This is a genomic window from Streptomyces fodineus (assembly GCF_001735805.1).
In the GTDB taxonomy this organism is placed as follows: domain Bacteria; phylum Actinomycetota; class Actinomycetes; order Streptomycetales; family Streptomycetaceae; genus Streptomyces; species Streptomyces fodineus.
In genome coordinates this window covers 6,989,929-7,013,762 of sequence record NZ_CP017248.1, presented here as the reverse complement: position 1 = coordinate 7,013,762, position 23,834 = coordinate 6,989,929, and the positions used below count along the sequence as shown (strand labels likewise).

Genomic DNA, 23,834 nt, shown 5'->3' with positions numbered 1-23,834 from the left:
TCAGCACCACGACTTCGACCGGGTGTGTTGCCGCGCGACGAACGCGCGGGCCCTCTAACGCCGTCACCCCGGCCTTCGGCCAGCGCGACACGACGTACGTCCTTCCCGACGACCTTCTCGCGCGAAAGAGCTGACCTCATGGCGACCACTCGTCCTCTGTCCTCCGTTTCCGTCACCTCTCCTGCCCGGCACCGGCTGCGCGCCGTCGACCCCGACGAGGTGATCGACGTCGCGGAGTTCCTGCCGCCGGGCGCCACCTGGCTGCCCGCGCCGCAGCACACCCTGCCCACGCTGCCGGGGCAGCCGCCGATGGTCGGCTACCTCGTCCTCATCCCGGCCGACCGTCCGCACGCCGTGGACGCCGTGGACACCGACCGCCCCGCCGGCACCGGCGACCCCCTGGTCCGGATCGACCCCGTGCAGCGCACCGCCAGCGTCGACGGCCGCGAACTCGACCTCACCTACCTGGAGTTCGAGCTGCTGGCCCACCTGGTGGCCCATCCGCACCGGGTGCACACCCGCGACCAGCTGGTCACCACCGTGTGGGGGTACGGCCACGTCGGCGACGGCCGCACCGTCGACGTGCACATCGCCCGGCTGCGCCGCAAGCTGGGCGCCGAGCACCGCCAGTCGATCCAGACGGTGCGCCGGGTGGGCTACAAGTACACGCCGCCGACCGGCCGCTGAGGTTCCGCTCTGCCCTCGGCAGAGTCCCCTACCGCCGCGCGCCCCGACCGGGCACGATCAGCGGCATGAGACTTCTCGTGCTGGGCGGGACGGAGTTCGTGGGGCGGGCGGTCGCCGAGGCGGCGCTGGGGCGCGGCTGGGAGGTGACCGTCTTCCACCGGGGACGGCATCAACCCCCGGCCGGGGTGCGGTCGTTGCACGGCGACCGCACCGCCCCGGACGGTCTGGCCGCGCTCGCCGCCGACCCGGGCGGCTGGGACGCCGTGGTCGACACCTGGTCGGCCGAACCGCGTGCCGTGCTCGCGGCGGCCCGGCTGCTGCGCGGCCGTGCCGCGCGGTACGTGTACGTCTCCAGCCGCTCGGTCTACGCCTGGCCCTGGCCCAGCACCGGCGGGCCCGCCCAGCCCGTGGTCGAGGGCGCCGCCGCCGACGCCGGGTCCACCGACTACGCCCGCGACAAGCGGGGCGGTGAGCTGGCCGCCGTCGAGACCTTCGGCGAGGAGGACTCGCTGCTGGTGCGCGCGGGGCTGATCCTCGGCCCGCATGAGAACGTCGGCCGGCTGCCCTGGTGGCTGACCCGGATCGCCCGCGGCGGTCCGGTGCCGGCGCCCGGACCGCGCGATCTGCCGGTGCAGTTCATCGACGCCCGTGACCTGGCCGGCTGGCTCCTCGGGGCGGTGGAACAGTCGCTGAGCGGGCCGTACGACCTGATCGGCCCGCCGGGCCACAGCACCATGGGCGAGCTGCTCGACCTGTGCGTCCGGGTCACCGGCGCGGACGCCGAGCTGCGCTGGATAGACCCGGAGACGATCCTGGCCGCCGGGATCGAGCCGTGGACCGAACTGCCGGTGTGGGTGCCGCCGGACAGCGAGCTGTACGACTGCGTGCACCGCACCGACGTGTCCCGGGCGCTGGCCACCGGCCTGGTGTGCCGGCCGCCCGCGGACACGGTGGCGGACACCTGGCGCTGGCTCACGGACATCGGCGGTGTGGCGCCGTTGCGGCCGGACCGGACGGCCAAGGGGCTGGATCCGGGGGTGGAGGCGAAGCTGCTGGCCGGGGCCGGGGGTGTACCTGGCACCACCCCCGAAGAGGCGACCTCGGACGACTGACGCGCGCAAGGCTGTCGGCAAGACTTGCGGCATGAACACCGACACCAAGAGCGACGACTTCCCGAGCCGGGCCCGCGGCGCGGTGCTGGCCGCCGTACAGGGCCTGACCCTGGCCGTGGCCGTGCTGCCCTGCGGTGTGGCGTTCCTCGTGCTGACCCTCGTCTCCGTCGCGCTCATCCCGGTCGGTGTCGGGCTCGTCACGACTCCGGCGATCCTGACCGGCGTACGGGCACTGGCGGACGCCCGCAGGAGGCTCGCCGCGGAGTGGTGCGGGGTGCGGATCCCGGTGGTGTACCGGCCGCTGCCCAGCAGCGCCAACCCCTGGACGCGCACCTTCGCGCTGCTCCGGGACCCGCAGGTGCGGCGGGACGTGCTGTGGCTGCCGGTGGACATGACCGCGGGCTTCGTCACCGCGCTGCTGCCGGCCCTGCTGCTGTTCTACCCGTTCGAGGGGTTCGCGGTGGCGGCCGGCCTGTGGCGCGTGACGGACGGGCCGTACTGGTATCTCTTCGTGCCGGTCGACGGCCCCCTGACCGCGCTGGCCGCCGCCGTCCTGGCAGCCGGGCTCCTGGTCCTCGCCTTCCGCCACACCCCTCGCCTGATGCGCGTCCATTTCCGGCTCACCCGGGCCGTACTCGGCGGCGACGCGGAACTCGCCGAGCGGGTCCGGGTGCTGACCGAGACCCGGCAGGACGCCGTGGACACCTCGGCCGCCGAACTGCGCCGTATCGAGCGCGACCTGCACGACGGGGCGCAGGCCCGGCTGGTGGCCATGGGCATGGACCTCGGCACCATCGAGATGCTGGTGGAACACGACCCGGCGCAGGCGAAGCGGCTGCTCGCCCAGGCCCGCCGCAACTCGGCCGAGGCGCTGGAGGAGCTGCGCGACCTGGTGCGCGGCATCCATCCGCCGGTCCTCGCCGAACGCGGACTCGGAGACGCCGTACGGGCGCTGGCGCTGCGGCTGCCGCTGCCCACGGAGGTGACCGTGGAGCTGCCGGGCCGGGCGGACGCGCCGGTCGAGTCGGCGGGCTACTTCGCGGTCAGCGAGGTGCTCACCAACGCCGTCAAGCACTCCGGTGCCGACCGGGTCTGGGCGGATGTGCACCACACCGACGGGCGGCTGCGGATCACGGTCACCGACAACGGCAGGGGCGGCGCGGTGATCGGCGCCGGGTCGGGTCTCGCCGGCATCGAGCGCCGGCTCGCTACATTCGACGGCGTCCTGGCCGTCAGCAGCCCCGCCGGCGGACCCACCCTGGTGACCATGGAGATCCCGTGCGCGTTGTCCTAGCCGAAGACCTCTTCCTGCTGCGTGACGGGCTGGTGCGGATGCTGGAGGCCTTCGGCTTCGAGATCGCCGCCGCCGTCGAGTCCGGGCCCGAACTCTCCCGCGCCCTGGCCGAGTCGGAGCCGGACGTGGCCGTGGTCGACGTACGGCTGCCGCCCACGCACACCGACGAGGGCCTGCAGTGCGCGCTCGCGGCCCGCAGGGTGCGGCCCGGACTGCCGGTGCTGGTGCTCTCCCAGCATGTGGAGCAGCTGTACGCGCGTGAGCTGCTCGCCGACGGCGACGGCGGGATCGGCTATCTGCTGAAGGACCGGGTGTTCGACGCCGAGCAGTTCATCGACGCCGTACGGCGGGTCGCGGCCGGTGGTACGGCGATGGACCCGCAGGTGATCCAGCAGCTGCTGTCCCGCCGGTCCGGCGACGACCGGCCGCTCGCGGGCCTGACCCCGCGCGAGCTGGAGGTGCTGGAGCTGATGGCGCAGGGCCGGTCGAACGCGGGCATCGCGGCCCAGCTGGTGGTGACGGAACGGGCCATCGCCAAGCACACCTCCAACATCTTCACCAAGCTGGGCCTGGAGGTGTCGGACGACGACAACCGGCGCGTCCTGGCGGTCCTCGCCTATCTCGACCGGGACCGCTGACCTGCCAACTCACCTGTTTCTGCGAGGAATTTGTGAGACCGGTGAACACCTCTGGGGCGGCGTCCGTATGGAAGGGTGCCGCTTCACTCCTGTCGGGCGCCTCGATGCTGCCCCGCAAGCCCGCAAGGAAGTCAGAGGAGTTCCATGGGACGCAACACACGAAAACGCCGTACGCCGCTGGCCACCAAGGCCATAGCCGCATCGGCGGCCCTAGCGCTCGGTGGGGGCGGGCTGCTCTGGGCGAACTTCTACGCCTCTGCGCACGAGTCGCACAACCAGTCGTGGGGAGGCAACCAGACGAAGGCCGCGACGGCACAGGTCGCCACGATCTCGTGCCCGGACGTCGGCCAGAAGCTGACGAACGTGCCCTGGCGGGCCCGCCAGGGTGTGGCGACCGAGCTGGCGAACCTCGACAGGCAGATCACCGAGGCCTACAACCGGCTCGCCTCGACCCGGGGCGCGCAGTCCAAGGATCCGAGTTTCGTGCAGAACGCGATCGTGGGACCGCTGAAGGCGAAGCGGGCTGCGACGATCGACCGGATCCGGATGGACATCCAGCGCGTCGGCGGGTCGTTCAACAGCACGCTGTCGCAGCTCGCCGCCTGCACCACGCAGTCCGCCAACCAGACCACCGCTGGGGGGAACACCGGTGGCCAGCAGCAGAACAACGGCGGGCAGCAGCAGAACAACGGTGGCCAGCAGCAAGGCGGCCAGCAGCAGGGCGGCCAGCAGCAGGGCGGCCAGCAGCAGGGCAACAACGGTGGCCAGGGCGGTGACGGCCCGGCCGCGGCGGACTTCGTGGACATCACGAAGGTCGCCCCGAACGTCCAGGGCAAGCCGGCCCAACTGCAGAACGCCTCGACGGGCACGTTCACCACGCGCTGCGGTGTGAACGCCAACCAGAACCACAACAGCGACAACGTGATCGTCGCGCCGGGTGTGACCAACGGTGCCCACCACGTGCACGACTACGTGGGCAACCAGAAGGTCAACGCGTTCTCCAGCAACCAGACGTTCCTGCAGGGCGGCACCAGCTGCCAGAACCGCAACGACCTGTCGGCGTACTACTGGCCGGTCATCCGCGAGCAGGACGGCACCCAGGAGAAGGACGCGAACGCGGACGGCGGAGGCAAGGACCTCAACGTCGGCAAGATCCTGGTCGCCCAGCAGGCGCAGATCAAGTACGTCGGCAGCCCGGCGAGCAAGGTCGTCGCGATGCCGCAGTTCCTGCGGATCATCACCGGCGACGCCAAGGCCTTCGTCAACGGCCCGGCCAACGCCAACGCCCACTGGAGCTGCACCGGCTTCGAGAACAAGGTGCAGCTGACGGACAAGTACCCGATCTGTCCGCAGGGCAGCAACGTGGTGCGGTCGTTCGCCTTCCAGAGCTGCTGGGACGGGCAGAACATCGACAGCGCCAACCACCGCACGCACGTGGCCTTCGCCGACCCGGCGAGCGGGGTCTGCCCGAACGGCTTCAAGGCGATCCCGCAGCTGACGATGCGCCTGGTGTACAACGTGCCGCAGCCCGTCGTCCAGGCGGACGGCACGGTGAAGAACGCCTACGCGGTGGACGGCTTCCCGGAGGAGCTGCACAAGCCGATCACCGACCACGACGACTTCATCAGCGTCACGACCGGCGGCCTGGCCAACAGGATCGCCAACTGCATCAACAACGGCCAGCGGTGCGCCTGATCACCTGACGCGGGCCACGAGACGAGGCCGGTGACGGAACCCCCTCCCGTCACCGGCCTTTTCGTGCGCTTCAGCCACCGTGCATGGAATGGGAGGAGTGATTCGTGCCCATCTCCACGTCCCCGCCGAGCGTGCCGCGCAGCGCCTTGACCACTCCGTCGTCGCCGACGGCGACCCACTTGCGGCCGACGAGGTAGTAACCGCCGTAGTCCTTCGCGTCGTTGATCCACTCGCGCTGGCCGCGGTCGGTGGCGAAGGTGGCGAGGATGAACTTCCCGTCGCCGTTCCGGCAGATGGCCTGCCGGATCTCGTCGGCGTCGGTCTGCATGTCGGGCTTGCACTTCACCTCGGCGGCCAGGCTCTCCAGGCTGCCGGTAGCGGCGGGCGGGACCGCCTTGGTCTCACCGCTCGAACCGCAGCCGCCCAGCGCCAGCACGGCCGCGGCGGCGCCCGTCACGGCGAGCATCGGTCGGGTCACCCTCATCTGTTCCTCCGGTCCTGTGGGCCAAGCATGCCTCAGCTCCTTCGGATACGGCTCCCGGCCGCCGTACGCTCAAATCCGGTGCCGGCCGGCAGGCGCCGGCCCGTCCGCTCGAGCCGGAGGGGTGAAACCACCCATCCGGGGGTGACCAACCCCCGGCTCGCTCGTTTTCCATGACGTGCAGTCACAGGATGTAGCCCAGCGTCACGCACCCGCCTCCGCCGAGAACACCGGACCGGTCGACGTCGAGCAGGCCGAGGCCGCGCTCGTCGAGCACTACCCACGGCTGGTCCGGATCGCCTACCTGGTGCTGCCGCCGGGTCTCGGCCGCAGCCGCCGGGTGCTGACCGCACACGCCCTCGCCCAGCGCGCCCTGCCCAGGGGCGGCAAGCCGCAGCCCGTGCTCCCGGCCCAGGTCTCGGGCGAGGAGGGCGGGGAGGGCGACCCGGGGTACGCGTTCCTGCGCGAGCGGGTCCTGCGGACGGCCCTGGAGGCGGCCCGGCCCCGCAAGGGCCTGCACCGGCTCGCCCAGCTGCCGCCGCCGCTGCCCCAGGTGTGGGGCCTGAGGCTGTTCCCGCGCTCGGGCGGGGCCGACGAACTCGCCCTGGACCAGCGGCTGTCCGCCCTGTCCGGCCCGGCCCGCGCCGCCTATGTGCTGCGCGGCCTGGAGAACCTGTCCGACGCCGAGATCCGCGAGCTGCTCACGGCCGCCGGGGCCGAGGACCCGGGCGGAGCGCTGGCCTCGGCGAACGGCGTGCCCACCCAGCCCGCGCTGCTGTCCTCCCCCGAGTTCGACCCCTGTCTGCTCCAGGCCCGGCCCACCGATCTGATGCGCCGCCGCCAGCACGGCAAGGCCGCCCTCGCCGCCGCCGCGGCGCTCGCGGTGTGCGGGGCACTGGTCGCCATGCCGGGCGGCGGCTGGGGCCCGGACGGCGCCGCCGCCCCCGTCTACGCCGAGAACCCGGCCGCCGAGGCCGCCCTCGACCCCGCCCGGCTGATCCGGGTCTCCCCCGCCGACTGGAAGTCCGCCGCGCGCACCGACTTCTCGATGTGGCCCGCTCGCGGGCCGCTCACCGGTGACACGGCCCTGCTGCGCCGCGCCCTCGCCGTGTGGGCCCGCCCTGGCCCGACGGTCCACGTCTCGGCGACCCCCGGCACCGACACCGGCGGCCCGGCCGGCCCGCCCCAGCTGCTGTACGCGGGCCAGGTGGCCAACGCCCGCGTGGTGATGCTGTACGACGGCCTGCGCCTCGCCCGTTACGCCGAGCCGGTCGACGGCACTCAGGGCGCGGCCCTCGACCTCGCCCGTGCCGACGGGGCGACCAGCGCCGAGGCGAGCGCGCTGCTGCTGGGCCGCGCGGACGGCAATGCCCAGTACCTGACCGCGCCCTGGGTGACGAAGGCGGCCTCGCGCGACCTGACGAAGCCGGGCTCCGGCGCGGCTCCGCTGAAGATCACCGATGGCATCACCGCCCCGCTGGCCAGCTCCGCACTGCGGCCCGGCAACTGCACCTCCTGGACGGTGCTCCAGCTGACCGGGCCGTCCGGCACCGAACTCAGCACCGATCTGGGTGAGTTGGTACCGGCCCACCTCACCGCCGGCCGGCCCGGCTCGGCGGGCGAGGCGTCCGGTGCGGACGGGCTCAAGGCCTGGGCGCCGTTCGCCTGCTCGCTGGCCGCGGAGCGCTCCGCCGGGGTGCGCAGCGTGAATGCCTGGGGGTTCGCCGACCAGCCGCTGCCCGACGGCAGCGGGGCCGCCAAGTGGGTGTGCACCAGGGCCGAGACCTGGCGCGGCGACGGCACGGGCGCGCTGGCCCAGTTCCGGACGCCGGGCGGCCGGGCGGGCACCGTGGTCGCCAAGGGCACGGACGGCCGGGCCTGCGGGCCGCGTGATCCTCATGTGCTCGCCGGGGTGCTGTGGAAGTCCGCCGCCGGACACTGGTATCTGCTGGCGGCCGGCAGCGCGGACACGGCGTCGATCCAGGCCGGAGGCGGGGTCACCGCCGCCGGGCAGGGGCAGTTCCTGGCGGCCAGGGCCAAGCGGGGGGCGCACGCCTCCCTGAAGGGCACGCTGACGGACGGGACCGGGATCAGTGGGTTGCGGTAGCACGGCCTGTTGACAGTGGCGTAAACAAGGTCGGGCGCGGGGGTTCTCAGACCGCCTACCCATCAGTACATTGACGCCATGTCTAACACGCAGGCCCGGGTGCCGCTCAAGGCACGCAAGGTGTCCTTCTCCTGGGACGGCACGCCGTTGCACTGGGTGCCGGAGGATCCGTTCACCACGCACACCATCAACGTGCTGCACCTGCTGCTGCCCGCCGGTGAGCGGTGGTTCGTACACGTGTACAAGCAGGTGCTGCCGTACATCCGCGACGAGCGGCTGCGCGAGGACGTCATCGGGTTCATCGGCCAGGAGGCGATGCACTCCCAGGCCCATGACGAGGTGCTGCCGCACCTGCGCGAGCTGGGCCTCGATCCGACGCCGTACACCGCGCAGGTCGACTGGTTCTTCGAGAAGCTGCTCGGCGACCGCACGCTGCCGCCGGGCCGGCCGCGCAGATGGTGGCTGATGGAGCGGGTGGCGCTCATCGCGGCCATCGAGCACTACACCGCGTTCCTCGGCAACTGGGTGCTGAACGCCGAGGAGCTGGACCGGCGCGGCGCCGACCCGACCATGCTGGACCTGCTGCGCTGGCACGGCGCCGAGGAGGTCGAGCACCGCTCGGTCGCCTTCGAGCTGTTCATGCACGTCGACGGGAGCTACCGCCGGCGGGTGCGGACCTGGGCCACGGCCTTCTCGGCGCTGGTGTTCCTGTGGCAGCGCGGGGCGCGGTTCTTCATGGAGAACGACCCGAGCCTCATCGACGGCAAGGCCACCTTCAAGGACTTCCACGTCCGCGGCAGGCGGGGCCTGCTGCCCACGACCGGGGACATGCTCAGGTCCATACCCCGCTATCTGAGCCGCGACTACCACCCCTCGCAGGAGGGCGACACCGAGCAGGCCGCCGCCTATCTGGCCTCCTCCCCCGCGGCCACGGCGGCGGAGAAGAGGGCCGCCTGATGCCGAAGCTGCGCAACCTCGCGCTCGTCGCGGGCGTCGCCCTGCTGACCCGGCAGGCCCTGCGCCGCCGTATCCAGGTCTCGCCACTGTGGCCGATGCCCGCGCTGGAGGAGCCCGTCTCGGGCCGTCCGCGCTCGCGGGCCCTGCGGCTGCTGGTGACCTCGCGCGAGACCGTGGCCGACGGGGTCGTCCAACTCCGTCTCGAAGGGCGGGACTTGCCCCGCTGGGAGCCCGGCGCGCATGTCGACCTCGTGCTGCCGTCGGGGCTCGTCCGGCAGTACTCGCTGTGCGGCGACCCCGAGGACAGCTCCTCGTACACCGTCGCGACCCGGCTGGTGGAGAACGGGCGGGGCGGCTCGCGCGAGGTGCACGAGCAGGTCACGGAGGGCATGGAACTTCAGGTGCGGGGGCCGCGGAACCGCTTCCCGCTGGTCGAGGCGCCGTCGTATGTCTTCGTCGCCGGCGGGATCGGGATCACCCCGCTGCTGGCGATGCTGCGGACCCTTCCGGAGAACGCGGAGTGGCGGTTGCTGTACGCGGGGCGCGACAGGGCCTCGATGCCGTTCCTGGCGGAGGTCGAGAAGCTGGGCGGCGACCGGGTGACCGTCGTGGAGGGGCGGCCGGACCTGGACACGCTGGAGGTGAGCGAGGGAGCCGCCGTCTACTGCTGCGGCCCCGAAGGGCTCATGGCGGCCGTCGCGGCGCGCTTCCCGGACGTCCGCCTCGAACGGTTCGCACCCCGTACGTCGTCCGACGGCAACACGGAGTTCGAGGTCGAACTGAGGCGCAGCGGACGGACGGTGACCGTGCCCGCCGACTCCAGCGTGCTGGCCGCCGTACGCCGGGAACTGCCGGGCACCGCCTACTCCTGCGAACAGGGGTTCTGCGGGACCTGTCAACAGCGGGTGCTGGAAGGAGAGATCGACCACCGGGACGAGCTGCTGACCGACGAGGAGCGCGCCGGCTCGATGCTGATCTGCGTGTCGCGGGCCCGGAGCGATCGCCTGGTGCTCGACATGTGACCACCTGCGACCGGATCCGATCGGTAAGGTGTTCGCATGAGTACCGGGGTTCGCCGCAGGATGGGCGTGGAGGAGCGGCGGCAGCAGCTGATCGGCGTCGCCCTCGACCTGTTCAGCAGGCGCTCGCCGGACGAGGTCTCGATCGACGAGATAGCGACGGCGGCGGGCATCTCACGGCCGCTCGTGTACCACTACTTCCCCGGCAAACTCAGCCTGTACGAGGCCGCGTTGAAGCGTGCCTCGGAGGATCTCGCGGGCCGCTTCGCCGAGCCGCACGACGGCCCGCTCGGCGTCCGGCTGCTGCGCGTGATGCGCCGCTACTTCGACTTCGTGGACGACCACGGGCCCGGCTTCTCGGCGTTGATGCGCGGCGGCCCGGCGGTCGGCTCTTCTGCCACCAACGCGCTCATCGACTCCGTACGCCAGGCCGCGTACGAACAGATCCTGTCGCACCTCGGGGTCACGGACGCGCCGCCGCGGCTGGAGCTGGTCGTCCGCTCCTGGATCTCGCTCGCCGAGTCCACGGCCCTGATCTGGCTGGACGGCCGGCGCATCCCGCGCGCCGAGCTGGAGGTCCAGCTCGTGCACGACTTCGCCGCACTGGCCGCGGTCAGCGCCGCCCACGACGAGGACATGGCGACGCTGCTGAAGAAGATGGTCGAGGACGAGCCGGCCGACGGCCCCTTCGCGGAGCTCGTCGGCCGACTCATCGCCCTGGGTGTCTAGGCCCTGTCTAGAGGTCGGACTTCCGGTACGACGCGTCCAGGTCCCGGACCTCGGCGGAGGCGTGCACGATGACTCCGTCCTGCGGTGTCACGTACTTTCCGAGCAGGTCCAGCGCGGTCTGGGCCAGCCTCGCCTTCGTCTCGTCGCTGCGTCCGGCGAGGAGCCCGATGGTCACGTGGAAGATCGCGTGCCCCTCGGGGTCCTCGTATCCGACCGCGCGGTGGTCGCTGTACCGGAACAGGGTCTTGCATCCCCCGGGGCTCGCCGCGGCGATCTCGACGGTGGCCTCGTGCAGAGCCCGCGCGAAGCCCTCCGGGTCGAAGGTGTCGTCCACCGGATGCGAGTAGTCGACGGTGATCTGCGGCATGGGCACTCCTGTTCTACGGCGACGGCCCCGACCCTACTTCCCCGCCCGCGTGAACACCGCCACCGTCCGCGCCGGGACGGTGAACGTGCCCGAGCCGGCCGCGTAGGCGGAGGTCTTCACCACCGGGTCGGCGCCAAAGGCCTGCACCGGGTGCAGCCGGTAGGGCGTGCCGGCGAGGGCACCGATCGTCTGCTCCTGCCGCTGCGGGGTCGCGTTGAAGACGACGACCAGGTCACCGAGCCTCATCGTGATGACACCCGGCGTCTCGTCCGTGCCGGACAGCGGGAAGGACAGCTCGTCCTGCACCTGCGCGGCCGTATCGAGTGAGAACGCCTTCTCGGTCGTGCGGATCTTCAGCAGGTCCCGGTAGGCGGCGGAGGCGGCGGTGATCTGCGGGCAGCCGACCTTGACGCGCGTGAGCAGCGGCCGGGCGTAGTCCCACTTGGATGCGTTGTCGGCCGCCATCGGCAGCCCGCGTCCGAAGCCGTTGCCGTCGGCGCAGTTCCAGTGGATGGCGTTGAACCAGTCCCCGCTGTCGAAGGAGTTGCGGTCCAGGGACTTGGAGCGCAGCAGGTCGGTGCCCGCCTGGGACAGGGACGGCCCCTGCGAGAGATCCGCCGTCGCCATCGCGAGGACCTGCATCCGGGCCCGGTCGGACGCGCTGGTCCCGGCGGGCAGCTTGTACGTCAGGGCGTCGAAGAGGGACTCGTTGTCGTGCGCGTCCACATAGGCGAGGGCGTCACCGGGCGCGTCCGCGTAGCCGGCGGGCGAGCCGTTGTAGTCCACCCCGGCGCCGGTGACCGCCTTGCCGTCGCTGTCCGTGAAGTGGTACTTCGCGAGGTTTCCGGAGAGCCCGACCTTGATCAGGTCCTGGTAGTGCAGCAGCCGGGCCTTCTGCTCGGCCGACGTCCCGTTCGCCTTGGACCCGTTGGGGTCGGTGTACAGCCCGGATGCGAAGCCCTGGACGCCGGGGTCGGAGTCGAAGGGGCCGCCGCCGCGCACCGCGTCCCGGGCCCGGTCGGAGAAGGTGGCGATGCCGGTGCCGGCCATGTTCGCCTGTGTGGCCTGCACGAACCGGGCGTCGTTCGCGACCTCGCCGAAGTTCCAGCCCTCGCCGTACAGGATGATCTTCTTGCCGTCGACGCCGTCCTTCTGCGGGGTCAGCGCGTCCAGGGCCTTCCTGACCGCGAGGATGTTGGCCTTCGGGTGGTGGCCCATGAGGTCGAAGCGGAACCCGTCGACCTTGTACTCCTTCGCCCAGGTGACGATCGAGTCGACGACCAGCTTGCCCATCATCGCGTTCTCCGGCGCGGTGTTGGCGCAGCAGGTGCTGTTGGCCACGGTCCCGTCGGCGAGGAGCCGCTGGTAGTAGCCCGGCACGATCTTGTCCAGCACGCTGGTGTCCGCCTGGCCGCCGGCCGCCGTGTGGTTGTAGACGACGTCCATGACGACCCTGAGGCCGTCCTCGTTCAGCGCCTGGACCATCCTGCGGAACTGGACCGTGCGGGCGGTGCCGTCCGGGTCGGTGGCGTACGAGCCCTCGGGGACCGTGTAGTGGTAAGGGTCGTAGCCCCAGTTGTAGGCGTCCTTCGCGGCGATCTTCGCCACGCAGGCCTGCTGCTTGTCGGAGTCGGCCGGGTAGGAGGCGAGGTCGCAGTCGGTGCTCGCCTGGTCGGCCTTCTTCTCCGGCACCGTGGCGAAGTCGAAGGCGGGCAGCAGATGCACGTACGACGTCCCGGACTTCGCCAGCTCCCTGAGGTGCTTGGAGCCGTCGCTGTCCTTGTCGGTGAAGGCCAGGTAGGTGCCCGGGTGCTTCGAGGTCGGGTCCCCGATGGAGAAGTCCCGGATGTGCAGCTCCTGGATCTGCGCGTCCCTCAGCGGTACGGCCCTGGGCTTGCGCAGGGCCGACCAGCCGCTCGGGGCGAGGGACCTGTCGGCCAGGTCGACGACGAGGCTGCGCCCGGAGTTCGCGGTGAGGGCGACCGAGTAGGGGTCGGTGACCTTGTTGGTGACCATCTCGCGGACGCTGGGCGCCCACACCTTCACGACGTACCGGTAGGGCTTGCCCTTCCAGGAGGCCGGGCCGGTGACGGACCAGACGCCGGTGGTGTCGTCGCGGTGCATCGACTTGAGCGAGCCGTCCAGCTCCAGTGAGACGCTCTGTGCGGTCGGCGCCCACACGGAGAGGGTGGGCTTTCCGTCGTGGAAGACCGGCCCGAGCGCGGCCTTGGTGGCGGCGGGGTACAGGTCGTCCAGCACGCCCGCGATCTGCACGCCGGTCGCGGCCAGCACGGCCCCGTTGGCGGCGCGCTGCGAGGCGACGAGCTGGCCCTTGAGCGCCGTACGCACCCGGTCTTGGTCGCGCGGGTCGACGGACCAGGCGGTGTAGTCCTTCAGGTGCGGGAACTTCGCCTTCTGGGCGTCGGTCAGCGTGGTCTTCGCCAGCCGGATCCAGTGCTCGTCGCCGCTGGTCAGCGTCCCGTCCTTGACCGCGATCGAGCCGTTCGGCGAGTACAGCAGCTGGGTGGAGGCGGCGCCGTCCACGCCGTTCCAGGCCACGGTGTTCCGGTCGATCCAGATCGCCTTGGACGTGCTCAGGTCGAGGGCGGCCGCGCTGCCCGCCGGCTGCGGCAGCAGATGCTTCTCCTGGCCGTTCAACAGCCACACCTCGTAGCCGTCGGCCTTGAGGTCCAGCGACTGGTCGGCCGCCAGGTCCTTCTCGTCGCCCTTGTGGATGATGTAGCTGAGGCTGCCGGCACCCTCGGTGAGCGGCACCTCGAAGACCGCGCCATAGGCATCAGTCTTCACCGGCTTCAGCGGGTTCGACCAGTCGGTGGGGTTCGCGGCACCCGTCCAGACGTGCAGGCCCCAGCCGTCGTAGTTCCCGTCGGCCCGGTGGTAGTGGATGACCGCCTTGGTCTTGTCCTGCGCCGGATAGCCGGGCTTCTGGGTCAGTACGTCGGCCTTGCCCTGCTCGACCCAGACCTCACCCGTCCTGGTGACGTCGATGCTCCGGTCGGCGGAGACGTCCTTGTCGCCGTTCTTGTCGATGACCAGGAAGCCGACGCTGGAGGCGCCGGGCTTGAGCTTGACCCAGGCGAAGGCGCCGTAGGCGTCCCGGCCGGTGAACGGGTGGCTGGCCGGCCAGTTCGTGGCCTCGCCGTCGGCGATGTCACCCCAGGCGTACAGGCCCCAGTTGTCGTAGTCGCCGTCGGTGCGCTTGTAGTGGACGACCGCGTAGTCCCGGGAGGAGGCCTTGGGCACCTCGGGCGCGGGCGGGGTGCCGGAGGTGCTGCTCGCCATGGCGCTCGCGGTGTGCCCGGCCGAGTCGACCACGACGGCCTTGTAGCGCAGCGCGGTCCCGGCGGGGATGCCCTTGCCGAGGGTCTGGGTGACCTTGTACGGGGCGTGGTCGGCGGAGCCGAGCACCTGCCACGGGGCGTCGCCGACCTGGGCGGCGAAGACGACCCGGTTCAGCTGGCCGCCGTCGACATCGGCGCCGATCTCCACGGTGCCGGTTGCTCGGGCGGCCGGCGCGTGCAGGGCGATCGTCGGCGCGGCGGCGGGCTTGGCGAGGGTGCCGGTGGCCTTGTATACGACGGCGGACTCGGCCGGGACGGTGACGGTGACCTTGCGGTCGCCGTCGGACGCCACGGAGTCGGTGGCGCCGTAGATGCCCCGGTACGCCATGTCCGCGGACCCGGCCGCGAAGGTCGCCGTCTGCGCCGAGCCGGCGTTGTTGAGGGCGACGACGTACTCCTGGCCGCTCTTCGCGTCCGTACGGGTGAAGGCGTAGACGCCCGCGCCGTCGGCCGCGTAACGCTGGGTCTGGACTCCGTCGGTCAGGGCCGGGTTGGCCTCGCGGAGCTTCGAGAGGCCGGCGATCTCCCGGTACAGCGGCGCGCCGGTGTCGTAGGAGTCGCTGGCGTGGGTGCGGTCGGTGCCGATCTCGTCGTCGTCGAGGTAGTCGGCGACCTTGGAGGCGAACATGGTCTGGCGGGCGTCCTTGTCGCCGCCGGAGCCGGTGAAGCCCTGCTCGTCGCCGTAGTAGACGACCGGGTTGCCGCGGCTGAGGAACATCAGCTCGTTCGCGAGCTCGTCCTTCTTCAGGACCTCGGCGTCCGTGGCCTTCGGGTTGTCCTGCTTCAGGAAGTACCCGATACGGCCCATGTCGTGGTTGCCGAGGAAGGTGACCTGCTCGTACGCGTTGGCCTTGTCGGTCGTGTACTTGTAGTCGTCACCGAAGACGCTCGCCAGCCGCTGCGCGCTGCCGCCCTGGGAGGCGTAGGCGCGGGCCGCGTCCTGGAAGGGGAAATCGAGGGTGGCGTCGAGGCGGCCTTGGGTGACGTACGGGGACGTGATGTTCGTGTCGGCGGAGTAGACCTCGCCGAACATGAAGAAGTTCCTCCGCCCGTGCGCCGCCGCGTAGGCGTCGAGGGCGGTGGCCCACTGCGTCCAGAACGGCATGTCGACGTGCTTGACGGTGTCGATCCGGAAGCCGTCGACGGCGAAGTCCCTCACCCACCGCTCGTAGATCTTCTCCATGCCGTGCACGACCTCGGGACGCTCGGTCCACAGGTCGTCCAGGCCGGAAAAGTCGCCGTAGGTGGTGGACTCTCCGGCGTACGTCGAGTCGCCCCGGTTGTGGTACATCGCCGGGTCGTTGAGCCAGGCCGGGACCTTGGACCGGCTGGTGACCTTCGGGGTGTACGGGAAGGAGCCGGTACCGACGGCCGGGAACTTCCTGCTTCCGTCCGCGTAGTCGGCGTCGTCGAAGGGCCTGCCGTCCTTGGTCAGGTAGGGGAAGGCACCCTTGGAGAGGTAGTCGTAGGACTTCTGCTCGTAGTCCACGACGTCGGCGGTGTGGTTGGTGATGACGTCGAAGAAGACCTTCATGCCCTTGGCGTGCGCCTTGGAGATGAGGGCCTTGAGGTCCTGGTTGGTGCCGAAGTGGGGGTCGACCTGGGTGAAGTCGGTGATCCAGTAGCCGTGGTAGCCGGCGGAGGCGTTGCTGCCGGTGCCCTGCACGGGTTTGTTCTTGAAGATCGGCGCCATCCAGATGGCGGTCGTGCCCAGGCCCTTGATGTAGTCGAGCCTCTTGGTCAGGCCCTTGAGGTCGCCGCCCTGGTAGAAGCCCTTGTCGGTGGGGTCGTAGCCGGTGCTGAGGCGGGAGCCGGTCAGGCCGCCCTCGTCGTTGGCCGTGTCGCCGTTGGCGAAACGGTCCGGCATGACGAAGTAGAACTGCTCGCGGGTGTCGTCGTGCCGGGCGGGCTGGGCGGCGAGGGCCGCGTCCGAGGGGGGCGCGGGCGGGGTGGCGGCATGGGCCGCCAGTGGCTGGATCAGTGCGGCGGCGAGGGCTGCGGCGGTGACGGCCGCGGCCCGTCTCGCTCTCGGTATCACAGGCGGTAACTCCTAGCGGATGCGGCTCTTTTGGATCCCTTGGGTCCGACCCCGCGCGACCGTATCGCCGCCGAAAGGTTTACAGCAAGAGTCTTGAAACCCATAGCAAGAAGTTTCAGCGTCAACCTTGACGTGACCTTCTCAACTCCCGCACGCTCACGGGTTGTTAAACGCTGCCCCTTCCCGGGTACGACCCCGCAGCCCTCCGGTTGCTACGCCTCCGGTGACGACCTGGGAGTCCGGAACGAACCGCTCGTACACGACGGGCGGTTCGTCCGGCTACACGACGAGCGACACCTGGAAGCAGGCGTCCGGACTCAGCAGCTCGACTTCCCGGCGTAGATCGCGAGCGCCGTGTTCGAGCCCAGGGTGGCGGTGAACTGTCCGCTGGAGTTCACCGCCACCGTGGTGTTGTTCTGGACGTTGCAGTACGTCCCGGCGGGCAGCGCGGTCTGGTACGTGCGGGTCTGCGACGAGGACTCGTGGTTGATCGCCACATACCCCTTGTCGCCCCGGCCGAAGGCGATCCAGTTGTTGCCGTCGTCCCACCAGTTGGTGACCGCCTGGCCCCGCGTCGCGTTGCGGAAGGCGACCATGCGGATGATCTCCGGCCAGGCGTGCTGGCACTTCCAGCCGTCCTGCCAGCAGGCATTGACCTGGCCTCCGTTGGGCGGGCCGGCGTCCGCGTCGGACCACTCGTAGCCGGAGTTGATGTCCGGGGCGCCGTAGGGCCAGGCGAGCATGAAGACGTTCGCCAGGGTGTAGTTGGCGCCGTCCTTGTAGTTGAGGGTCGAGCCGTTGCGCTCGGTGTCGTGGTTGTCGACGAAGACGCCGGCCACCGAGCTGCCGAGGTAGCCCCAGCCCTCGCCGAAGTTGTTCAGGTAGGCCAGCTTCTCGTTGTTGAAGACGCGCTTGAGGTCGTAGGCGTAGCGGAACTCCTGGACGTCCCCGTTGCCGGTGTACTCGGAGGGCTGGACCGCCTCGTTCGCGCCGTAGATGACCTCCTGCTTCCAGTAGACGGAAGGGTTGGTCAGACGGGACTTGATGTTCGCCAGGTCCTCGGCCGGGATGTGCTTGGCCGCGTCGATGCGGAAGCCGTCGGCGCCCAGGGAGAGCAGGTCGTTCATGTAGCCGGCGATCGTCTTGCGGACGTACTCCTCGCCGGTGTCCAGGTCGGCGAGGCCGACGAGTTCGCAGTGCTGGACGTTCCAGCGGTCCTGGTAGTTGGTGACCCGGGAGGTGCAGTCGTCGAAGTCGGGGTACGAGTACAGGCCCGGGTAGTCGTACTTGCTGTACGTCGAGCCGCCGGTGCCCGTGCCGCTGCCCGCCGACATGTGGTTGACGACGGTGTCCACGACGACCCTCAGGCCGGCCGCGTGACAGGTGTCGATCATGTTCTTGAAGGCGGTGCGGTCGCCGAGCCGGCCGGCGATCTTGTACGACACCGGCTGGTACGACGTCCACCACTGCGCGCCCTGTATGTGCTCGGCGGGCGGGGAGACCTGGACATAGCCGTAGCCGGCGGGGCCGAGGGTGGTGGTGCACTCCTTGGCCACCGAGGCGTAGTTCCATTCGAAGAGGACGGCGGTGACGTCCTTGGTGCCGGGCGGGGAGGCGTCGGCGGTGGTCGGGTTCATGCCAACCAGAGCGGCGGCCGTGAGGGCGGCCACCGTGGGGAGGGTTCTGCGTGCCATGTGTCTGCGTGCCATGTGGGGGTCCTTCGTCCTTGAAGGCTTGAGGAAAGACCGCTGAAGGCGCTTGCTGCAATGTTTCAGCAAACTTGCGGTGACGCAGATGTTAAAGGCCCGCTGCCTGAAAGGCAGCGGGCCGTTGTGAAGTTGATGCAAGAACTTGTCGACGGGCCGTCAGGCCGTGGTGAACCACACCGTCGTGTCGGCCGGCACCTTCGTCTCGCCGTCGGCCTCGGTCACCTCACCGCTGGCGAGCAGCACCCGGCCGCGCGCCGGGGTCGTCACCGACTCCCCCGTGGTGTTCGCGACGCAGACGAACTCGCCGCGCCGGAAGGCCAGGACGCCCTCGGGCGCCCGCAGCCACTGCACCGCCTCGCCCGCGCCGAGGTCGGGCTGCGTCCGGCGGATGCTCAGCGCCGCGCGGTACAGCTCCAGCGTGGAGCCCGGTACACCCCTTTGCGCCTCGACGCTCAGCTCGGCCCACTCGGCAGGCTGCGGGAGCCAGCTGCCGCCGCTGCCGAAGCCGTACGAGGAGCCCTCGCGGGTCCACGGGATCGGCACCCGGCAGCCGTCGCGGAAGCCGTCCTGGCCGGCGCCGCGGAAGTACGCCGGGTCCTGGCGCACCTCGTCGGGCAGGTCGACGACGTCGGGCAGGCCCAGCTCCTCGCCCTGGTAGATGTACGCCGAGCCGGGGAGCGCGAGCATGAGGAGGGTGGCGGCGCGGGCCCGGCGCAGGCCCAGCTCCCGGTCCCCCGCCGTGCGGATCTGGGTGCCGAGGCCGGGCGGGTTGGCGAAGCGGGTGGCGTGCCGGGTGACGTCGTGGTTGGACAGCACCCAGGTGGCGGGGGCGCCGACCGGGCGCATCGCCTCCAGGGTGCGGTCGATGACCGTACGGAGTTCCTCCGCGTCCCACTCGGTGCTCAGATACTGGAAGTTGAAGGCCTGGTGCAGTTCGTCCGGGCGGACGTAGTTCGCGGTGCGCTCGACGGTCGGGGTCCACGCCTCGGCGACGAAGATGCGCTCGCCCGCGTACTCGTCCAGGATCCGGCGCCACTGGCGGTAGATCGCGTGGACGCCGTCCTGGTCGAAGAACGGCATGACATCGTTACCCAGCAGCTTGAGCTGATCGTGGGAGCCGAGGTCGGGCAGGCCGTCGGCCTTCACCAGGCCGTGGGCGACGTCGATGCGGAAACCGTCCACGCCCATGTCCAGCCAGAAGCGGAGGATCGAGCGGAACTCGTCGCCGACGGCCGGGTGTTCCCAGTTGAAGTCGGGCTGCTCGGGGGCGAAGAGGTGCAGGTACCACTGGCCGTCCGGTACCCGCGTCCACGCCGGGCCGCCGAAGATGGACTCCCAGTCGTTGGGCGGGAGTTCGCCGTTCTTCCCCTTGCCGGGACGGAAGTGGTAGCGCTCGCGCAGCGGGGAGCCGGGGCCCTCGGCGAGGGCGCGCTTGAACCACTCGTGCTGGTCGGAGGAATGGTTCGGGACGAGGTCGACGATGATCCTGAGGCCCAGCTCGTGGGCGTCGCGGATCAGCGCGTCGGCGTCGAGGAGGTTGCCGAACATCGGGTCGACGGCACGGTAGTCGGCGACGTCGTAGCCCGCGTCGGCCTGCGGGGAGGCGTAGAAGGGGCTGAGCCACACGGCGTCGATACCGAGGTCACGCAGATACGGCAGGCGGGAGCGTACGCCCTCCAGGTCGCCCATGCCGTCGCCGTTGCTGTCGGCGAAGCTGCGCGGATAGACCTGGTAGATGACCGCGTCCCGCCACCAGTCGCGGCGGCGGTCGGCGACGGTGGCGACGGCGGAGTGGTGGGCCGGTGCGGCGGGCTGCTGCTGGCTCATGGCGTCCTTGGTGTGTAACGGAGTTCGGGTCATGGGCGCGTGGGTGGTACGGCGGCGGGGGCGGGCCTGGGGGTGCGAGGCGGCCGCGGTGACAGCGGGGTCGGATGGGCACCGCGGCCGCCTACCCGCGCGGAAGTGCGCGCGGGAGTCCCGGTGCGGGCGTCAGCCCTTGGTACCGCCGGCGGTGAGTCCGGTGACGAGGTTCTTCTGCACGAGGTAGAAGAACACCGACACGGGTATCGCGATCAGCACCGCGGTGGCGGCCATGTAGTTCCACTGGGCGTCGTGCTGGCTGACGAAGGTCTGCAGACCGACGGCGAAGGTGTACTTGGAGTCGTCCAGCATGAAGGTGGTCGCGAAGGCGACCTCGCCGACGGCGGTGATGAAGTTGTAGAAGGCGGCGACGGCGAGGCCCGGGCGGGCCAGCGGCAGGATCAGCCGGAAGAAGGTGCCGAACGGGCTGAGCCCGTCGACGCGTCCTGCCTCGTCGATCTCGAAGGGGATGGTGTCGAAGTATCCCTTGAGCAGCCAGGCGCTGTAGGGCACGGCGGTGGTGCAGTTGATGACGATCAGCGCCCAGTAGGTGTCGATGAGGCCGAGCTCGCTGAAGATCTCGTACATCGGCACGACCAGGATGGCGATCGGGAAGGCCTGGGTGAGCAGCAGCACCCACATCAGCTGCTTGTAGCCGGGGAAGCGCATGCGGGAGACGGCGTAGCCGGTGGTCGCGGCGACGAAGACACCGATCAGGGTGGTGCCGGCGGCCACGATCATCGTCGACTTGAACCAGTCGAAGAACGCGGTGTGCTGCAGCACGAAGCTGTAGTTGGAGAAGGTGAACTTGCCCAGGATCTTGCCCGGGTGCAGGTAGTCGTCCTTCTCCGGGCCGAGCGACAGGAAGATCAGCCAGGCCACCGGGGCGAGCGCGATCAGGCTCGCGACGGCGAGACCGCCGTGCAGGAGGGCGGCGCCGAGCGGGCCGCGTTCACCGCGCCGGCGGGCGCGGCGCGGGGCCCGCGCGGCGGGGGCGGGTGTGGCCTGGGTCTTTTCCAGGGTCGTGGTGCTCATGGCGGCGGCTCCTGCGGCGTCAGACGGCGAGCTGGTCATTGCGCTTCAGCCAGCGGAAGTAGAAGGAGGTGAAGACGGTCAGCACCGACAACAGCAGCACGCCGTACGCGGCGGACTGGGCGAAGTCGCGCGGCTGCTGGCCGAAGCCCAGGTAGTAGGCCCAGGTGACGAGGATCTGGGCGTCGGGCGCGCCGGTGGGACCGAACAGCAGGAAGATGATGGCGAACTGGTTGAAGGTCCAGATGATGCCGAGCAGTACGACGGTGGAGCTGACGGACCTCAGGCCCGGCAGGGTGACGTGCCTGAAGCGCTGCCAGGCGCTCGCGCCGTCCATCTCGGCGGCCTCATAGAGGGTGGAGTCGATGGACTGCAGTCCGCCGAGCAGCGAGAGCATCATGAACGGCACACCGCACCAGGTGTTGACCATGATCGCGGCGAACCGCTGCCAGAAGGTGTCCTCCAGCCACTGGGGCTGGGGCAGGTGGAGCGCGTGCAGGATCTGGTTGAGCGCGCCGGAGTCGGCGAGCATGATCCGCCAGGAGAAGACGGTGACGAAGGTCGGCACCGCCCAGGGCAGGACCAGCAGCACCCGGTAGAAGGTGCGGCCGCGCAGCTTCTCGTTGAGCATCAGCGCGAGGCCCAGACCGATCGTGTAGTGCAGGGCGACGCAGGCGACGGTCCAGAAGACGGTCCACAGGAAATGCGACCAGAAGCGGTCGTACGACAACGGGCCGAACAGGATGTCCTTGTAGTTGTCGAGGCCGATGAACCTGTACGTGGCGGCGATGTGGTTGACGCCGATGGTGCGCGCCGAGTTGAGGCTGTTGGCGTCGGTCAGGGTGAGGTAGAAACCGCGCAGGAGCGGATAGCCCACGATGACGCCGAGCACGATGACCACCGGCGCGATCATCGCGTAGGCGTACCAGTACTTCTGGAGTCCGTTTCTGATGCGCTGGCCCAGGCCGGGCCGCGGCGCGCGGTCACCGCGGCGGCTGCCGGTGGCGCGGTCGATGGCGACTGTCATGTTCGACACCTTCGTCAGTTCAGGGGGCGGGCCTGGGCACAGGCCGGTGGCCGTCGGATCCTTCCCCCCTTCAAGGGAGGATCCGACGGCCACGCGGGCGTCACTTGCTGAAGTCGGGCACCAGCTTGGTGATGGCCACCTCGGCGTTGCCCAGGCCCTTGTCCAGCGACTCCTTGCCGTCGGCGATCTTGGGCAGCTCGATGTCCAGCGGGTTCCACAGGGAGCTGTACTCGGGCAGGGCCGGGCGCGGCCGGGCGGCGGACAGGACGCCCTGGTAGCCGGCGATGCCGGGGTCGGCCTTGACCTTGTCGGTGTAGGCGTCGGAGCGGGTGGGCAGGGTGGAGTTCTTCAGGGCGATGGTCTCCTGGGAGGCCGCCGAGGTCATGAACTTCACGAACTTCAGCGCCGCGGCCTGGTGGGCCTTGTCGGAGCCGGCGTAGACCGAGAGGTTGTGGCCGCCGGTCGGGGCGCCCGCCTTGCCGGTGGAGCCGGCCGGGACGGTGGCGATACCCAGGTTGGACTTGTCCGTGAAGGCGCTGCCCTTGTAGATGTTCGTGATCTCCCAGGGGCCCTGGATGATCGCGGCGACCTTGCCGTTGACGAAGGCGTCCTGGATGTGGGCGTAGGCGTCGGCGGTGGTGTCGGCCTTGTGCAGGCCCTGCCCGGAGAAGGTGCTCAGCCAGGTGCCGTAGGCCTTCTTCGCGGCGGCCGAGTCGACGGTGATCTTCTTGGCGGTCGCGTCGACGGTGTCGGTGCCCTCGCCGTAGAGGAAGGTCTGGGCGTAGTAGGCCTGGGTGGAGCCCCAGTAGCCGTACACCTTGTCCTTGGAGTCGATCTTGGCGGCGTCGGACTTCAGCTCGTCCCAGGTCTTGGGGGCGTCGGTGATGCCGGCCTTCTTGAACAGCGCCTTGTTGTAGACCAGCGCGAGGGTGTCGGTGACCAGCGGCACGCCGTAGGTCTTGCCCTGGAACTGGGCCTGCTTGATCAGGTTGGGCTGGAACTTGGCCTGGTCGGCGAGGGCGTCGGTGCCGTCCAGCGGCAGGAAGTAGCCCTTCTTGGCGAAGGCCGGGGTCCAGCCGACCTCGGAGCGCAGCACGTCCGGGGCGCCGCTGGCACCGGCGGCGGTGTCGAACTTGTTCTGCGCCTGGTCGAAGGGGACGTTGACGTACTTGACCTTGATGTTCTTGTTGGCGGCCTCGAACTGCTTGACCAGGGCCTGGTACGTCGGTGCCTCATTGGTGGCGTTGGAGGTGTCCCACCAGGTGATGGTGACGGGGCCGCCGGCCTTGTCGCCGTTCCCGCTGTCGCTGCTCCCGCCGCAGGCCGTCGCCGCGAGGGCGAAGGACGCCACCAGCGCGGAGGCCGCTATGCCACGCCGCATGAGTTCTCCTTGAGGGTTTAAGCCCGAGTGAGGCGGGGGCGGTCCCGTCCGCCGTCCCCGCGGTCTTGCCGACAGCGCCGTTGCGGCGGCCGGGCGACCAGGAACGTAACAGCGTTGTAAGCGTTGCGAAAGACCTTGCAGAAAAAAAGTGCAAGGGAACACGATGGTTACCCTGTCGTTACCGCTCAGACGAGAGGCCACACTTGTGCAAGACTCTGCAAGCTCTTGCCACCATCCATTCGAGGGAGCCCGATGAGGCAGCAACCCAGGACGGGCCGTCCGGCCGCCCGCGCAAGGCGTCCCGTCGGTGTGCAAGGCGGCATACGACCGGTACAGTCC

The 23,834-nt window shown here is 70.3% G+C and carries 17 protein-coding genes; 9 read left to right on the top strand and 8 right to left on the bottom strand.

All coding sequences use genetic code 11. From position 1 onward, the window contains the following. Positions 1-138 precede the first annotated feature (138 nt). The 5 genes from BFF78_RS30115 (at position 139) to BFF78_RS30095 (ending at position 5,426) form a co-directional block, all read left to right on the top strand. Complete coding sequence (locus tag BFF78_RS30115; protein ID WP_069781286.1) at positions 139-687, top strand: winged helix-turn-helix domain-containing protein; 549 nt, start codon at positions 139-141, stop codon at positions 685-687. 65 nt (positions 688-752) lie between these two features. Continuing rightward, positions 753-1,799, top strand: coding sequence for an NAD-dependent epimerase/dehydratase family protein (locus BFF78_RS30110; protein ID WP_193433569.1), 1,047 nt, complete (start codon positions 753-755; stop codon positions 1,797-1,799). A 31-nt stretch (positions 1,800-1,830) separates the two neighbouring features. After that, a complete protein-coding gene (locus BFF78_RS30105; RefSeq protein ID WP_069781284.1) occupies positions 1,831-3,093 on the top strand; it encodes a sensor histidine kinase in 1,263 nt (420 codons plus the stop codon). Beyond that, complete coding sequence (locus BFF78_RS30100; protein ID WP_069781283.1) at positions 3,078-3,731, top strand: LuxR C-terminal-related transcriptional regulator; 654 nt, start codon at positions 3,078-3,080, stop codon at positions 3,729-3,731. Before BFF78_RS30105 ends, BFF78_RS30100 begins: the two co-directional genes overlap by 16 nt. A 144-nt stretch (positions 3,732-3,875) precedes the next feature. Continuing rightward, complete coding sequence (locus BFF78_RS30095; protein ID WP_069781282.1) at positions 3,876-5,426, top strand: DUF1996 domain-containing protein; 1,551 nt, start codon at positions 3,876-3,878, stop codon at positions 5,424-5,426. Between the two features lie 70 nt (positions 5,427-5,496). On the opposite strand, the gene BFF78_RS30090 is transcribed toward BFF78_RS30095, so the two are convergent. Then, a complete protein-coding gene (locus BFF78_RS30090; protein WP_193433568.1) occupies positions 5,497-5,910 on the bottom strand; it encodes a hypothetical protein in 414 nt (137 codons plus the stop codon). 175 nt (positions 5,911-6,085) lie between these two features. Between BFF78_RS30090 and BFF78_RS30085 the strand changes: the two genes are divergently transcribed. From BFF78_RS30085 to BFF78_RS30070, 4 genes are all read left to right on the top strand, one after another. Continuing rightward, entirely contained in the window at positions 6,086-8,014 is a 1,929-nt protein-coding gene (locus BFF78_RS30085; RefSeq protein ID WP_069781280.1) for a hypothetical protein, read from the top strand. 78 nt (positions 8,015-8,092) lie between these two features. Beyond that, on the top strand, positions 8,093-8,971 hold the full coding sequence (locus BFF78_RS30080; protein ID WP_069781279.1) for a metal-dependent hydrolase: 879 nt from the start codon (positions 8,093-8,095) through the stop codon (positions 8,969-8,971). Next, the gene (locus tag BFF78_RS30075) at positions 8,971-9,993 is read left to right on the top strand and encodes a PDR/VanB family oxidoreductase (protein ID WP_069781278.1); all 1,023 of its coding nucleotides are present in this window, start codon (positions 8,971-8,973) and stop codon (positions 9,991-9,993) included. Before BFF78_RS30080 ends, BFF78_RS30075 begins: the two co-directional genes overlap by 1 nt. A 36-nt stretch (positions 9,994-10,029) precedes the next feature. Next, the gene (locus tag BFF78_RS30070) at positions 10,030-10,719 is read left to right on the top strand and encodes a TetR/AcrR family transcriptional regulator (RefSeq protein WP_099054961.1); all 690 of its coding nucleotides are present in this window, start codon (positions 10,030-10,032) and stop codon (positions 10,717-10,719) included. A 7-nt stretch (positions 10,720-10,726) separates the two neighbouring features. On the opposite strand, the gene BFF78_RS30065 is transcribed toward BFF78_RS30070, so the two are convergent. The 7 genes from BFF78_RS30065 to BFF78_RS30035 form a co-directional block, all read right to left on the bottom strand. Further along, entirely contained in the window at positions 10,727-11,086 is a 360-nt protein-coding gene (locus BFF78_RS30065) for a 5-carboxymethyl-2-hydroxymuconate Delta-isomerase (protein WP_069781276.1), read from the bottom strand. A 33-nt stretch (positions 11,087-11,119) separates the two neighbouring features. Next, positions 11,120-16,486: a pullulanase-type alpha-1,6-glucosidase gene (gene pulA, locus BFF78_RS30060; protein ID WP_069781275.1), complete on the bottom strand. Its 5,367-nt coding sequence runs from the start codon at positions 16,484-16,486 to the stop codon at positions 11,120-11,122. A gap of 317 nt (positions 16,487-16,803) precedes the next feature. Continuing rightward, the gene (locus BFF78_RS30055) at positions 16,804-18,180 is read right to left on the bottom strand and encodes an alpha-amylase (protein WP_193433686.1); all 1,377 of its coding nucleotides are present in this window, start codon (positions 18,178-18,180) and stop codon (positions 16,804-16,806) included. Between the two features lie 171 nt (positions 18,181-18,351). After that, positions 18,352-20,022 carry a glycoside hydrolase family 13 protein gene (locus BFF78_RS30050; protein WP_069781274.1) on the bottom strand — a complete coding sequence of 557 codons (1,671 nt, stop codon included), beginning with the start codon at positions 20,020-20,022 and terminating at the stop codon, positions 18,352-18,354. 162 nt (positions 20,023-20,184) lie between these two features. Then, positions 20,185-21,090, bottom strand: coding sequence for a sugar ABC transporter permease (locus tag BFF78_RS30045; protein ID WP_069781273.1), 906 nt, complete (start codon positions 21,088-21,090; stop codon positions 20,185-20,187). Positions 21,091-21,109: 19 nt separating this feature from the next. Next, positions 21,110-22,114 carry a carbohydrate ABC transporter permease gene (locus BFF78_RS30040; RefSeq protein ID WP_069781272.1) on the bottom strand — a complete coding sequence of 335 codons (1,005 nt, stop codon included), beginning with the start codon at positions 22,112-22,114 and terminating at the stop codon, positions 21,110-21,112. 100 nt (positions 22,115-22,214) lie between these two features. Further along, positions 22,215-23,495 (bottom strand): extracellular solute-binding protein, encoded by a 1,281-nt coding sequence (locus tag BFF78_RS30035; RefSeq protein ID WP_069781271.1) that lies wholly within the window; start codon positions 23,493-23,495, stop codon positions 22,215-22,217. Between the last annotated feature and the right edge of the window lie 339 nt (positions 23,496-23,834).

Excerpts from the sequence above, each read along its gene's own strand:
- BFF78_RS30115 (WP_069781286.1), top strand. The coding sequence starts at position 139 with ATGGCGACCACTCGTCCTCTGTCCTCCGTTTCCGTCACCTCTCCTGCC.
- BFF78_RS30110 (WP_193433569.1), top strand. The coding sequence starts at position 753 with ATGAGACTTCTCGTGCTGGGCGGGACGGAGTTCGTGGGGCGGGCGGTC.
- BFF78_RS30105 (WP_069781284.1), top strand. The coding sequence starts at position 1,831 with ATGAACACCGACACCAAGAGCGACGACTTCCCGAGCCGGGCCCGCGGC.
- BFF78_RS30095 (WP_069781282.1), top strand. The coding sequence starts at position 3,876 with ATGGGACGCAACACACGAAAACGCCGTACGCCGCTGGCCACCAAGGCC.
- BFF78_RS30090 (WP_193433568.1), bottom strand. The coding sequence starts at position 5,910 with ATGAGGGTGACCCGACCGATGCTCGCCGTGACGGGCGCCGCCGCGGCC.
- BFF78_RS30080 (WP_069781279.1), top strand. The coding sequence starts at position 8,093 with ATGTCTAACACGCAGGCCCGGGTGCCGCTCAAGGCACGCAAGGTGTCC.
- BFF78_RS30075 (WP_069781278.1), top strand. The coding sequence starts at position 8,971 with ATGCCGAAGCTGCGCAACCTCGCGCTCGTCGCGGGCGTCGCCCTGCTG.
- BFF78_RS30070 (WP_099054961.1), top strand. The coding sequence starts at position 10,030 with ATGAGTACCGGGGTTCGCCGCAGGATGGGCGTGGAGGAGCGGCGGCAG.
- BFF78_RS30065 (WP_069781276.1), bottom strand. The coding sequence starts at position 11,086 with ATGCCGCAGATCACCGTCGACTACTCGCATCCGGTGGACGACACCTTC.
- BFF78_RS30055 (WP_193433686.1), bottom strand. The coding sequence starts at position 18,180 with ATGGCACGCAGAACCCTCCCCACGGTGGCCGCCCTCACGGCCGCCGCT.
- BFF78_RS30050 (WP_069781274.1), bottom strand. The coding sequence starts at position 20,022 with ATGAGCCAGCAGCAGCCCGCCGCACCGGCCCACCACTCCGCCGTCGCC.
- BFF78_RS30045 (WP_069781273.1), bottom strand. The coding sequence starts at position 21,090 with ATGAGCACCACGACCCTGGAAAAGACCCAGGCCACACCCGCCCCCGCC.
- BFF78_RS30040 (WP_069781272.1), bottom strand. The coding sequence starts at position 22,114 with ATGACAGTCGCCATCGACCGCGCCACCGGCAGCCGCCGCGGTGACCGC.
- BFF78_RS30035 (WP_069781271.1), bottom strand. The coding sequence starts at position 23,495 with ATGCGGCGTGGCATAGCGGCCTCCGCGCTGGTGGCGTCCTTCGCCCTC.